We start from the raw sequence: 12,964 nt of genomic DNA, 5'->3' as shown, positions 1-12,964 counted from the left end.
CCGCGCCGGGGTGGGTTCGTCCTCAGGCGTCCCGGTCCGTCCGACCGCTGCTCGCCGGCACTTCCGCCGGGACACAATGGTGCCGTGCGGTATCTGATCCTGGGCGCCACCGAGGCGCGAGACGAGAACGGCGGCGCGCTGCCCCTCGGCGGCAGCAGGCTGCGTGCGCTTCTCGCCGCCCTCGCACTGCGGCCGGGACGTCCCGTGCCGGTGGCCGACCTCGTGGACGACGTCTGGGCGGACGATCCTCCCGCCGACGCCCCCGCCGCGCTCCAGGCCCTCGTCGGGCGGCTCCGCAGGGTGCTGGGCCGGGAGGCGCTGGCCAGTACGCCGGGCGGATACCGCCTTACGGCCGGCCCGGACGACGTCGACCTCTATGTGTTCGAGCGGCTGGCCCGGCAGGGCGGGGCCGAACTGGAGGCGGGCGCGCCGGACGAGGCCGCCCGCACGCTGCGGACCGCCCTCGCCCTCTGGCGCGGCCCTGCCCTGGCCGACCTGCCCGACGGAGACCGGGGTCACGCGCTGCGCCCCGAGGCCCACCGCCTCGCCGCCCTGGAACGCCGCATCGAGGCGGATCTGCGCCGCGCGACGGCGGGCGCGGGGGGTTACGGGGGTACGGCGTACCCCGCACGGGGAGCGGGGCACGCGCCGGCCACCGCTGCGGGCCGGAGCCTGGCGGCAGGCTCGGCCGAGACGCCCGGCCTCGCGGGTGCCGCGAGGACCGGGGAGGCCAGGGGCGTCGCTGAGGTGGAGGGGGCGAGGGCCGCTGCCGCCGAGGTTTCCGGCGTCGCGGGTGCCACGGGCTCCGCCGTCCCCGAGACGGCTGCCCTCGCCGACCCCTGCCCCGCCGGGGTCTCCGCCGTCGGGTCCCACGACGCCCCCGCCGTGCCCGCTGCCGCTCTGGTCGCCGAGCTGACCGAGCTGACCGCGGCCCACCCGTACGACGAGCGCTTCCGGGCCCAGCTGATACGCGCGCTGCGCGCCGACGGCAGGCAAGCCGACGCGCTCGCCGCATACGAGGACGCGCGCCGGTCCCTCGCTGACGGGCTCGGCACGGACCCCGGTCCCGAACTGGCGGCCCTGCACCGCGAACTCCTCGCCCCGGCACCCGCGCCCGCCGAAACCGGGTTGTTTCACGTGAAACCCAGTCGGAGCAATCTGCGCCCCCGGCTGACCTCCTTCGTGGGGCGCGAGCCCGAACTGCGCGCCATCCGCGAGGACCTGACCCGGTCGAGGCTGGTCACTCTCACCGGCCCCGGTGGCTCCGGTAAGACCCGCCTCGCCGAGGAGTCCGCCGCACACCTGGCCCCCGCCCCGGGCGCCGCTCCGCCGGACGTCTGGATCGCCGAACTCGCTCCCGTCGAAGACCCCGAGGCCGTCCCGGGCGCCGTGCTCTCCGCGCTCGGCCTGCGCGAGACCGCCCTGCTGCGGGACACCTCCCTCGACGCCGCGCCCCCGCGCACGGACCCGGTCGATCTGCTGGTCGACCGCCTGGGCCACGGCGCCCGCCCCACACCCGTTCTCCTCGTTCTCGACAACTGCGAGCACGTCATCGGCGCCGCCGCCGCGCTCGCCGAGACCTTGCTGACACGCTGCCCGCATCTGCGCATCCTCGCCACCAGCCGCGAACCGCTCGCGGTCCCTGGTGAGTCCGTACGACCGGTCGGCCCCCTCCCCGCCGACCCTGCGCACCGCCTGTTCACGGAGCGCGCCAGGGCCGTGCGCCCCGGCTTCGACCCCGGTCAGGAGCCCGCGCACGACGCGGACGCCGTCGCCGAGATCTGCCGCCGGCTGGACGGGCTGCCGCTTGCGATCGAGCTGGCCGCGGCCCGGCTGCGCCTGCTCGGACCGCGTCAGATCGCGGACCGGCTCGACGACAGGTTCCGTCTGCTGACGGGCGGCAGCCGGACCGTACTGCCCCGCCAGCAGACGCTGCGAGCGGTTGTCGACTGGTCCTGGGACCTCCTGGACGAGGACGAGCGCACCGCCCTGCGCCAGGTGTCCGTCTTCGCCGGAGGCTGGGACCTGGCCGCCGCCGAAGCGGTCATCAGGACACCGGCGGCCCCGGGCCGGCCCGCCGCCGACACCGCCGACCTGCTCGGTGCGCTGGTCGACAAGTCCTTGGTGGTGGCCGCCCCGGGCACGGACGGCGCGATGCGCTACCGCCTCCTGGAGACGATCCACGAGTACGCCACCGAGCGGTGCGCCGAGGTTCCGGAGGTGCGTGCCGCCGCCGAGAGCGCGCATACCGCGTACTTCCTCGCCCTGGTCGAGGAGGCCGATCCGCTCCTGCGCTCCGACGAACAACTGCCCTGGATCCAGCGGCTGGAGACCGACCTCGACAACATCCGGGCCGCCCTCCAGCGGACCACCTCGCCCGCCGCGTCCTCCGAGGCGGAGGCGGCCCGCCTGGTGCTGGGCATGGGCTGGTTCTGGTGGCTGCGCAACTACCGTCCCGAGGGCCTGTCCTGGACCCGGAAGGCCTGCGCACTCGGCCCCGAGCCCACCGACGAGTCGGACCCCCGGTACTGGCCCCGGATGAACCTGCACATGCTGTGGTTCTTCTTCGCGGCGGAGAGCGGTCAGTCCGCGATGGCGCACGACGACGCCGCGCTCCACACGCTCGTGTCCCGGGTGGCCGACGCGTTCGCCGGCTCGCTCACCCACAGCGTCCGCTTCCCGGGACTGCTCTGGCCGATGACCGCGTATCTGACCGGTACGCCGGAGAACGCCCGGGAGAAGATCGACACCGCTGTCGACAACGCCCGCGAGCACGGAGGGCCGTGGGAGTACGGCGTCATCCTGATGTTCCGCGCGCACATGGTGGTCGACATGCCAGGAGGCATGCCGGGGATCGATGACGACCTGGACGAGCTGCGCACCCTGAGCCGCCGTGTCGGCGACCGCTGGATGCGCGCCCAGGTGGCGAGCGCGGCGGCCGAGGCGGGCATGATGCGCGGACGCTACGCCGAGGCCCGCATCGCGTACGAGGAGGCGCTGCTGCTCGCCCGTGAGGTCGGCGCGCACGCCGAAGCCCCGTTCCTGCTGGCCCGGCTCGCCGAACTCTCGTACCGCACCGGTGACCTGGCGGACGCCCAACAGCGGCTGGACAGCTCGGAGGCCGAGGCCGAGCGCCACCAGGCGCACGACGCCACCGCGTACGTCCACTATCTGCGCGCCACGATGGCGTTCTACCGGGGCGCGATCGCGGACGCCCGGCGGTTGCTCACGGTCGCCCTCGACGAGGCCGGGCGCGGCGGTCCGCCGTCGCACTTCACCGTGGCGATGGCCGGCCTGTCGGCCCGGATCGCGGCGCAGGAGCCAGGGCCCGACGGCGGCCTCGTGGCCGGGGCGCGCGGGCTCGCCGACGCCCTCGTCGCGGCCAAGGAGGCGCAGTGCGCCGAGATCGTCAACGGGCACTTGGCGGATGGGGCTGCGTCGGTCCTGGCGAGGCTCGGCCACCACGCGGTGGCCGCCCGCGTGACCGCCGCCGCCGACGACTGGCGACGGGCGTCGAGCCCCCGGACCGAGGGCGAGCTGGCCGAGACCGGTGCGACCGAGCGCCTGTGCCGCGAGGCGTTGGGCCCGGCGCGCTACGAGGAGGAGCGCGCCGCAGGCAACGGGCTGTCCCTGAACGACGTCATCGCCCTGGTGCAGGAGGTCGTCGCGGATCTGCCCTGACAGCGGGCCAGGCGCGACGGTGGCCTGTTGCGACGCGTGTGGTTTGGCCGCGCCGAGGGGCGGGGGCATCCGAGATCCTCGGGCTTACGCCCTCAGACTTCCGCCCTGGCTTCCGCGATCCTCAGCGGCAGCTGATGCGGGACTCGGCCCAGTCCGCGAGGGCGACCCCGCCGAACGGCTGCTCCGGCTCGACCACCAGCCGAATCCGCTCCTGGCCCGCCACGTCCACCCCGACCGGCACGGCGCGGTCGTTGCCTCGGACCACGGGGGACTGCCACAGCTGCCTCCCGTCCCCGCCGAACACCGAGAACCGCACCGCGCCGAGTCCCAGCGTGAGGTCGTCCACCCCGGCCATGGCCTCGTACCGGGTGCACTGGCGGTTCAGCTGGATGACGACCGAGGAGCGGCTGTTGACGGTCACCCCGTGCGCGTAGCGCGTGCCGCCGACCGAGACGCCGGAGCGCTGCCAGACCCAGCCGCTCTCCCCGAGCACCACCTCGGGTGCGGTGTGGTCGCCGAAGAGGCTGTAGTCCAGCTCGCTGACCTGGTAGATGTCCGGCGCCGGAGCGGGGGGTGGCGGAGTCGGGGCGGGCGTGGTGGGGTCCGGCTTCGGCGGTGCGGGCGTCGGTGTCGGCGTGGGACTCGGCGTCGGCGTGGGTGTGGGCGTGGGTGTCGGGGTGGGTGTGGGCGTGGGAGGGGGAGTGGGCTTCGGCGGGGTAGGGGCCGGCGGCGCGGGCTTCGGGGGCGGCGTCGGCTCCGGCGGGGCCGGCTTCGGCGGGGTGGGCGAGGGCACCGCGGGCGCCACGGCCGGGGGCTTGGGGACCGGCTTCGCTTCGGGCCGGGGGCTCTCGTCTCCCACCAGGGCCCATACGAGACCCGCCGCCGCTGCGACGGCCACCGCCGCGGCGATGCCGGCCTTCGCGGGCGCGCCCAGCCCCTCGGAGGCCGCCGCACCCCCCGCCGACCCCGCTGACGATCCGCCTCCGGTCGCCGCCGCGGCGGCACTCGCCCCGGCGGCGCCGACCGCGCCGCCCGCCACGATCCCGGCGGCCTTGAGGGTGTACCCGGCGGCGAACCAGCCGATGACCGCGATCGGGAGCAGCGCGGGGATACCGGCGTTGACCTGGGCCAGCTCGCCCGCCGCGACGCGGCACTTGGCGCACTCGTCCAGATGCCCCCGCAGCCCGCGTTCCGCCCGCATCCGCAACCCGCCCCGGGCATACGCGCCGAGCCGGTCGGCATACCGCGCGCAGTCGCCGCCGGAGGTGAGCGCCTGGCTCACATGGGCCTGCAGATACGCCTGCTTGAGCCCCTCACGCGCCCTGCTGGCCAGCACCGATGTGGCGTTGGCGGTCAGTCCGAACAGGGGCGCGATGTCGCTGGGCGACTCCTCCTCGACGGTGGTGTGCCACAGGACCGCCTGCCAGCGCTCCGGGAGGCTCCGGAACGCCTGCATGGCCATCGACTGCTCGGCCTCATGCATCGCGAGCACGTCCGCGCCGAGGTCCAGGGTGTCGTCGTCGGACACCTCGGACGACCGGGCGGCCTGGGCGGCGAACGCGGCGAAGTCGTCCACCAGTTGCTCGCGCTTCGCGGTCCTCGTCCAGGCGGCGGCCACATGCCGGACCGCCGTCATCAGGTAGGCGCGCACCGCCTCCTCGGGCCCCTTGCCGCCCCGTACCGCCTGCAGGGTCCGGGCGAAGACCTCGGCGGTCAGGTCGTCGGCGGTGTGCGCGTCCCGGCAGCAGGTGCGGGCGTAGCGGCGCACGGCCTGGGAGTGGCGCCGGAACAACTCGTCGTAGGCGAGGTTGTCGCCCTCCCGCATGCGCTGGATCAACTGCGCGTCCGACGGGCCCGACGCAGCGCCGTCCGCCCCGCCGGACCCCCGGCCCGCCCGCTGCGTCGGCACGGCGGGAACCGCTTCGGCGGCACCCGCGCCGGGGCTCCCGGAAGCGCCCTCCGTGCCGCCGTCATCGGCCGGCGCGGGCGGCCAGGGGCCCGGCAGGACCGTTCCGCCTGAGTCGTCCGCCTCCGCGTCGGCGTCGTGGCGGCCGGGGACGGCCTGGCTCGGCACCTGGTGCCCGGGCGAGCCGGCCGGCTCCGTGCCGTCGCCGGCGGTGGACACACCGTCGTACGACTCTTCCCTCTGCCCGTCACCGCTCATCGCGGACGCCCCCGTATGCGCCATCGGACCCGAATACCGGGCTAGCGTGCCACAGAGCGCCAATGCACCGTGCCCTCGGTCTCACCAACCACTCATCCGGGGCCTCATCGCCGAATATGAGCACGAGAAGGCACTCGTTCAGGGAGTATGCGAGGAGTTGGGTTGACGAGGGGGTGCGTCGCCGTGACAGCGGGCGCGAGGCACAGCACGCGATCGTGGCCCCGCCCCGCGCCCGGAACCGTCACATGGGGCGTGAGCGCAGGCCCTCCAGCAGGATGTCCAGCAGCCGGGAAGAGGCCGCCGCCTGCTGGGCCGCGTCCGGCAGCGAAGGGGCGGCCGTCGCGATGACCAGCAGGACGTCCGACACCGTCACATCGTGGCGCAGTTCGCCCGACGTCCGCGCCCGGTCGACCAGCCGCCCCACGACCTCCAGCAGTTCGGCCGCACCGGCGCCCAGGTTCTCGTCGCCGGTCTCCGGGCCGGTCCGCTGCCGGGACACCGCCCGGGGCGCGGCCGTGCCCGCCTCCTGCCGCTGCTGGGGCACCCGGGGCTCGTCCCCGGCCTCGACGGTCTCACCGACCACGGTCGAGTCCTCGGCCTCCACACCGACCCGCAGTATCTGCGGGGGCAGGAGCCGCCCCGCCCCCGAGGCCACGGAGGTCCGCAGGAAGCGCGAGAGCGCCGACCACGGCTCGTCCTCCTGCCCGAGCGCGGAACGCGCCTGGTCGGTCAGCCGGGAGGTCTCCTCCTCGGCTATCCGGCGCACCAGTACGTCCTTGCTGGGAAAGCGCCGGTAGACCGTGCCGACGCCGACCCTGGCCCGGCGGGCCACGTCTTCCATCGGGGCCCCGTACCCGAGCTCCCCGAACACCTCGCGCGCGGCGCGCAGTACGTGTTCGAGATTGCGCTGCGCGTCCACCCGGAGCGGGGCCGACCGGGCGTGCGCCGACGCACCACCGGGCTGGGCACCGAGTGCGTTGCCCAAGGCGTTCACCGCCGCCGGGGGCGTGGTCGTCGTGGTGCCGGCCGTCCCGTTGAGGGTGCCAACTGCCCCGGTCTGCCCGCTTTCTTCAGGCGCGACAGCAGAGGTCGGCCAATGCGATTCCTGAATGTCCATAACTGTTCCCCCGGTTATGACGTCTCCCCCCGGAGACTCCCGCCGTGTCCTCGGGGTGGACCGATCGTCACCGTCCGATACCCCGACGACATACGAACATAGTTGAGCCCGGGTCAATTCAGAAGGGGGCAGTTCCGCCCGGAGCGCCCCCCGATCGGCGCAAGGACCGGTTGGTCACCACTTGATCCGCGCCCCGGTCCCGTACCGCAATGCCTGACCTGCGGGGCTTGCGTACCAAGGGTCCGTCCGGCACCACCGGCCCGTCCACGAGCTCCGGTCACACAATTTGCCGGGGCTGTGGACAAACTCCGGTGCACGTTGCGTCATGGGGTGGTGATGGCTTCAGCTTCCGGGGGCACGCCCCCCGGCCCCCCGCCGGGTGCGCGCATCCTCGTCGTCGGCGGAGGCTACGTCGGGATGTACACAGCGCTGCGTCTCCAGCGGAAGCTGAAGCAGAGACTGAGAGCCGGCGACACCGAGATCGTGGTGGTCGCGCCGGAGCCCTATATGACGTATCAGCCGTTCCTCCCGGAGGCCGCCGCCGGCTCGATCTCGCCACGCCACGTCGTGGTGCCGCTGCGCCGGGTCCTGCCCCACTGCACCATCGTCATCGGCGAGGCCCGGGCCATCGACCACGCCAAGCGCACGGCGACCGTCACCACCCTCGCCAGCGGCGAGGACGGCACCGGCGCCCTGGAGATCGAGTACGACGAACTCGTCCTCGCCCCGGGGTCCGTCTCGCGCACCCTCCCGGTCCCCGGCCTCGCCGACCACGGCGTGGGCTTCAAGACGATCGAGGAGGCCATCGGGCTGCGCAACCACGTCATCGAACAGATGGACATCGCATCCGCCACCCGCGACCCCGCCGTCCGTGACGCAGCCCTGACCTTCGTCTTCGTGGGCGGCGGCTACGCGGGTGTGGAGGCGCTCGCGGAGCTGGAGGACATGGCCCGCTACACCTCCCGGTACTACCACAACATCAAGGCCGAGGACCTGAAGTGGATCCTCGTGGAGGCGACCGGCCGCATCCTGCCCGAGGTCGGCGAATCCCTCGGACGCTACGCCGTACGGGAACTGCGGGGGCGCAACATCGACGTACGTCTCGACACCCGGCTGGACTCCTGCGAGGACCGTGTCGCCGTCCTCAGCGACGGCTCCCGCTTCCCCACCCGCACCCTCGTGTGGACGGCCGGTGTCAAGCCCGCCCCGGTCCTCGCCGCCACCGGCCTCCCCCTGGACGGACGCGGCAGGCTCGTCTGCACCGCGAAGCTCACCGTCGACGGCACCGAGCACGCCTGGTCAGCGGGCGACGCGGCCGCCGTACCCGACCTCACCGCCGCCGAGACCGGCCGCACGACCGCCCCCAACGCCCAGCACGCCGTCCGCCAGGCGAAGGTCCTCGCGGACAACATCGTCGCCTCGCTCAACGGGGAACCCCTCACCGAATACCGCCACAGCTATGCGGGGTCCGTCGCCTCGCTCGGGCTCCACAAGGGCGTCGCGCACATCTACGGCCGCCGCCTGAAGGGCCTTCCGGCCTGGCTGATACACCGCATGTACCACCTGAGCCGGGTCCCCACCTTCAACCGGAAGGCACGCGTCCTGGCCGAATGGACGCTCTCCGGCCTCTTCAAACGCGAGATCGTCTCCCTGGGCTCCCTGGAGCACCCCCGAGCCGAGTTCGAACTCGCCGCCGGACGCCCGCCGCGGCCCGACGGGGACGACTGTCAGTAGGGTCCGACACACTGGACGTGTGACCATGGGTGGGCCCACATCTGCACAGAGTGACCCGGCCGGCAGCAACCGACAGTGACCAGCGAAGACCGCCCCAGGAGCGACGAACGCGCCCGAAGCCCTGGCAGAGGAAGCACCCGCCCGAGCGGGCCAGACCGACACACGAGGCCAGAAATTCCGTGAACTTCACGCGTTGGAGCGCCCGCCTCCCCGGTACGCAGCGTCGCACCGCCCGGGAGGACCACAGCTCCGTACCGGCGGCCCGCGCCGAACCGGGCGCCGCACCGCCGCAGGGCGGGACCGCCGGCGTCCCCCTGCCCTCGGCGCCCGACCTGGAGGACCTCTCCGCCCGCGACATCCTGGGCCGGCTGCCCGCCCTCGTCGCCCTGGTGCACGGCCCCCGCCACCACGTCGCCTACGTCAACGACGCGTACGCCGCCGCGTTCGGCCCCCGCCCCTGCGGCGCCCCGGCCGCCGACGTGATGCCCGAGCTGACCGAGATCGGCCTGCTCCCCCTCATGGACCAGGTCCTGCGCAGCGGCACCCCGCGCACGGTCAAGTCCCGCAAGGCCGCCGACGGCCGCTCGTACACCGTGACCTGCACCCCTGTGCGTCCCGACGAGGCGAAGGGCCGCGACAGCGGAGTCCTCGTGTACGCGGCCGACGTCACCGATCACGCCGAGGCCGCCGAACGGCTGCGCGCCAGCGAGGGCCGCCACCGCGAAACCGCCGTCACGCTCCAGCGCTCGCTGCTGCCGCAGGAGCTGGAGCAGCCCGACGACCTGCGGATCGCCGCGACCTACCAGCCGGGCGGCACGGACGCCGCGGTCGGCGGCGACTGGTACGACGTCATCACCCTCGGCGCGGGCCGCACCGCGCTGGTCATCGGGGACGTGATGGGACGCGGGGTGCGCGCCGCCGCCGTCATGGGCCAGCTCCGCACCGCCGTACGGGCCTACGCCCGCCTGGACCTCCCGCCGCACGAGGTCCTCCAGCTGCTCGACGGGCTCGCCGCCGAGATCGACGCCAGCCAGATCGCCACGTGCGCCTACGCCGTGCACGATCCCAACGAGGGGCTGCTCGTCTACTCCTCGGCCGGCCATCTGCCGATCCTGGTGCGCGACGAGGACGGCACGGTCCACCGCGCGGAGGACCCGATCGGCCCGCCGCTCGGCACCGGCGGCTGGATCCACACCTCGGGCACGATCCCGCTGCCGCCCGGTTCGACCGCCGTCCTCTATACGGACGGACTGGTCGAGCGCCGCAGCGAGGACATCGACGAGGGCGTGGGCGCGCTGGAGCGGGCGCTCGCCGGGGCGACGGGTGCGCCGCAGGTCGTCTGCGACCGGCTGATCCGTTCCCTCAACGTCACCGCGGAACACGACGACGACGTGGCGGTCCTGGTCGTGCAGCACCCGGCGCGCACGGGTGCCGCCGCCGAGCTCTTCCACAACGCCTCGCTCGAACTGCTCGGCGGCATCGAAGCGGCTCCCCGCGCCCGCGCCTTCGCGACGGGCGTGCTCGCCTCGTGGCGTTTCCCGGTGGAGCTGTGCGATCTCGGCGTCCTCGCCGCCGGGGAGCTCGTCGCGAACTCCCTCCAGCACGGCACCCCGCCGATGCGCCTCGGTCTTCGCCGCACCGACCGCCGCCTGATCATCGAGGTGACCGACGGCGACGACCACCTGCCGCGCCGCCGCCGCGCCGAACCGGCGGACGAGGCGGGCCGGGGCATCTCGATCGTCGCGTCGATCGCCACGTCGTGGGGGAGCCGCCGCACGCCGGGCGGCGGCAAGGCGGTGTGGTGCGAGTTCGTCCTGCCGCAGTAGCGGACGCGCTCAGCGCGCGGCGGCGACGGGCTCCGGTGCGCTCTCCGGCACGGAGACGGCCACCACCCGCGACGGCGCGTGCGCGAGCGAGGGCTGGTCCTGTACGGGAGTGAGCCGTCGGCCGAGCCGCAGCGCGAGCACGGTGATGCCCAGCGAGAACAGCACGAACGTCACGATGTACGGGCCGTGCAGCGAGGCCCCCATGGGACCGCCCACGGCCGGGCCGACGGCCAGCGCGAGCTGCTTGCAGAGCGCGAACGCCGAGTTGTACTGGCCCACCATCGACTCCGGGGCCAGGTCCGCGACCAGCGGCGCGACGGTCGGCGACAGCATGGACTCGCCGAGTCCGAACAGCGCGTACGTGGAGATCATCGCGGCCGTCGCCATGGTCTGGCTGCCGTGCCCCAGGCCCGCGTATCCGGCCACGATCCAGGCGAAGGCCCAGATCAGACCGACCGCTGCGATGACCCGGGTGCGCCGCCTGCGCTCCACGAGACGCAGCACCACGAACTGGGCGACGACGATCACGGCCGTGTTGGCGGCCAGCGCGATCCCGAGCGTGGAGGGATCGATGCCGGCGGCCTCGGTGCCGTACGCCGCGAGCCCGGACTCGAACTGGCCGTAGCAGGCGAAGAACAGCACGAAGCCCAGCACGCACAGTTGCACCATCGCGCGGTGCGAGACCAGCGCCCGCAGCCCGCCGCGCGGGGCGGGTGCCCCGGCCACCGTCTTCGGCGCGCCGACGGGCGCGTTCGGCATCCGTACGGTCGCCGCGATGACGCCGAGCACGAGGAACATCACCGCCTCGATCAGGAACAGCAGCGTGAACGACGCGGGGCTGCTCGTGTCGACGATCTGCCCGCCGACCAGGCCACCGATCCCCAGGCCGAGGTTCTGCAGGAAGAACTGCATCGCGAAGGCCCGGGTGCGGGTGGCGGTGCCGGTGCACCGGACGAGCATGGTGGCGAGCGCGGGCTGCATGACGGCGGTGCCCGCGCCGAGCACGGCTGCCGAGAGGACGGCGGCGGTGACCTGCGAGGAGACGCCGAGCGCGACCGCGCCCAGGGAAGCGACGGCCGAGGCGGCGATCAGCACGGGCAGCGGGCCGCGACGGTCGATCGCCCGGCCGGTGAACGGCAGGACGGCGAGCGCCGCCATGGCGAAGACCGCCAGCACGATCCCGGCCGTACCGGCGCCCAGATCCCGTACCTGCGCCACATAGACGTACAGGTACGGAACGGTGAACCCGAGCCCGAACGCACTCAGCGCGCTCCCCAGCTGGATCCGCCGCAGTGCTGCGCCCATTTCCCTGGTCACACTCACCTACCTCAAGCTCTCGAAACCTCTGAGCCGCACCCATCGAACGACTCGAACCCGAAGACTTTATCACTAAAGTTAAAGGTTGAACACTACGACCCGAAGGACTTCGACGGCTACGGGTGGCGTGCCATACTGCGCGCCATGTCCGACACCACCGAGCCCGGACTCGATGAGCCGAGCCTCGACGAGCAGATCGCCGCCTACCAGCGCGAGTACCGCGACCTGGACCCCCAGGTCGAGCAGGTCGTCTCCGCCCTCGGCCGGCTGAACCGCCGGATGAACGTCGCGTACGGAAGACAGCTCGCGGCGCTCGGCATCAGCAACGCGGAGTGGGAGGTCCTGAAGACGCTCGTCCTGGGCGGGGAGCCGTACCGTCTCGGCCCCGGCGAGCTCGCCAAGCGGCTCGGGCTCACCCCGGCCGCGATGACGCACCGGATCGACCGCATGGCCGGCGAGGGCCTGGTGACCCGCGACCGCGACGAGAACAACCGCGTCCGCGTCATCGTGGAGCTGACGGACGAGGGGCGTACGAAGTGGCTGGAGGCGATGCGGATGGCCACGGACTTCGAGGCGGACCTGCTCCAGGACCTCGACGGCGAGGAGCGCGGGGTGCTCGGCGCGATGCTGACCCGGCTGCTGCGGAGGGTGGAGCACGCCCAGCCGGACGCCGGCGGCAGGCTCACCGACCTGGACTGAGCGGCCCCGCCGGGCATGTGGGGCAGGGGTTGACATGCCCCTCGGTGATCCGTAAAGTTCTTCGGGTTGCCACGGAGCCTGAACGGTTCTGCGGCAGCCGATCCCGCCGCAGACGCGGCACACCAAACTCAGCACGACCTCCCGTTCGGGGAAATTTCGGCATGCCGAAATTCATTTCGAAGGCCCGATTATGAGCCGCCGGGAAAATCCGCTAGAGTTTTGGACGTCGGAAGGGCCCAACAGCCCGGAAGACAAACCCCGCTGACTGGGAATCAGGCCCGAAAGGATCTGATAGAGTCGGACTCGCCGGAAAGGGAAACGCGAAAGCGAAGAACTGGAAAGCGAAACCCGCTTCGACCGGGAATCGGACACGAAAGAGTCTGATAGAGTCGGAAACGCAAGACCGAAGGGAAGCGCCCGGAGGAA

Annotated in this window: 7 protein-coding genes; 4 read left to right on the top strand and 3 right to left on the bottom strand. The window is 73.3% G+C overall.

Translation table 11 applies throughout. From position 1 onward, the window contains the following. Positions 1–84: 84 nt before the first annotated feature. Positions 85–3,681 (top strand): BTAD domain-containing putative transcriptional regulator, encoded by a 3,597-nt coding sequence (locus AB0L33_RS00035; RefSeq protein WP_365676817.1) that lies wholly within the window; start codon positions 85–87, stop codon positions 3,679–3,681. A gap of 121 nt (positions 3,682–3,802) precedes the next feature. Here the strand turns inward: AB0L33_RS00035 and AB0L33_RS00030 are convergent, their stop codons facing one another. Beyond that, positions 3,803–5,845 (bottom strand): sigma-70 family RNA polymerase sigma factor, encoded by a 2,043-nt coding sequence (locus AB0L33_RS00030; RefSeq protein WP_365677363.1) that lies wholly within the window; start codon positions 5,843–5,845, stop codon positions 3,803–3,805. Between the two features lie 241 nt (positions 5,846–6,086). Further along, positions 6,087–6,839: a helix-turn-helix domain-containing protein gene (locus tag AB0L33_RS00025; RefSeq protein WP_365676816.1), complete on the bottom strand. Its 753-nt coding sequence runs from the start codon at positions 6,837–6,839 to the stop codon at positions 6,087–6,089. Between the two features lie 459 nt (positions 6,840–7,298). Between AB0L33_RS00025 and AB0L33_RS00020 the strand changes: the two genes are divergently transcribed. Next, positions 7,299–8,696, top strand: coding sequence for an NAD(P)/FAD-dependent oxidoreductase (locus tag AB0L33_RS00020; RefSeq protein ID WP_365676815.1), 1,398 nt, complete (start codon positions 7,299–7,301; stop codon positions 8,694–8,696). Between the two features lie 179 nt (positions 8,697–8,875). Continuing rightward, complete coding sequence (locus tag AB0L33_RS00015; RefSeq protein WP_365676814.1) at positions 8,876–10,522, top strand: SpoIIE family protein phosphatase; 1,647 nt, start codon at positions 8,876–8,878, stop codon at positions 10,520–10,522. 9 nt (positions 10,523–10,531) lie between these two features. Here the strand turns inward: AB0L33_RS00015 and AB0L33_RS00010 are convergent, their stop codons facing one another. Then, on the bottom strand, positions 10,532–11,827 hold the full coding sequence (locus AB0L33_RS00010; RefSeq protein ID WP_365677362.1) for an MFS transporter: 1,296 nt from the start codon (positions 11,825–11,827) through the stop codon (positions 10,532–10,534). A gap of 156 nt (positions 11,828–11,983) precedes the next feature. Here AB0L33_RS00010 and AB0L33_RS00005 point away from each other — a divergent pair, with 156 nt between their 5' ends. Further along, positions 11,984–12,538 carry a MarR family transcriptional regulator gene (locus AB0L33_RS00005; RefSeq protein WP_018101704.1) on the top strand — a complete coding sequence of 185 codons (555 nt, stop codon included), beginning with the start codon at positions 11,984–11,986 and terminating at the stop codon, positions 12,536–12,538. Positions 12,539–12,964: the final 426 nt, after the last annotated feature.

The organism is Streptomyces sp. NPDC052299 (genome assembly GCF_040679335.1).
In the GTDB taxonomy this organism is placed as follows: domain Bacteria; phylum Actinomycetota; class Actinomycetes; order Streptomycetales; family Streptomycetaceae; genus Streptomyces.
The sequence above is the reverse complement of the archived record's forward strand: the minus strand, read 5'-3'. Positions and strand labels throughout refer to the sequence as shown.

Excerpts from the sequence above, each read along its gene's own strand:
- AB0L33_RS00030 (WP_365677363.1), bottom strand. The coding sequence starts at position 5,845 with ATGAGCGGTGACGGGCAGAGGGAAGAGTCGTACGACGGTGTGTCCACC.
- AB0L33_RS00020 (WP_365676815.1), top strand. The coding sequence starts at position 7,299 with ATGGCTTCAGCTTCCGGGGGCACGCCCCCCGGCCCCCCGCCGGGTGCG.
- AB0L33_RS00010 (WP_365677362.1), bottom strand. The coding sequence starts at position 11,827 with ATGGGCGCAGCACTGCGGCGGATCCAGCTGGGGAGCGCGCTGAGTGCG.
- AB0L33_RS00005 (WP_018101704.1), top strand. The coding sequence starts at position 11,984 with ATGTCCGACACCACCGAGCCCGGACTCGATGAGCCGAGCCTCGACGAG.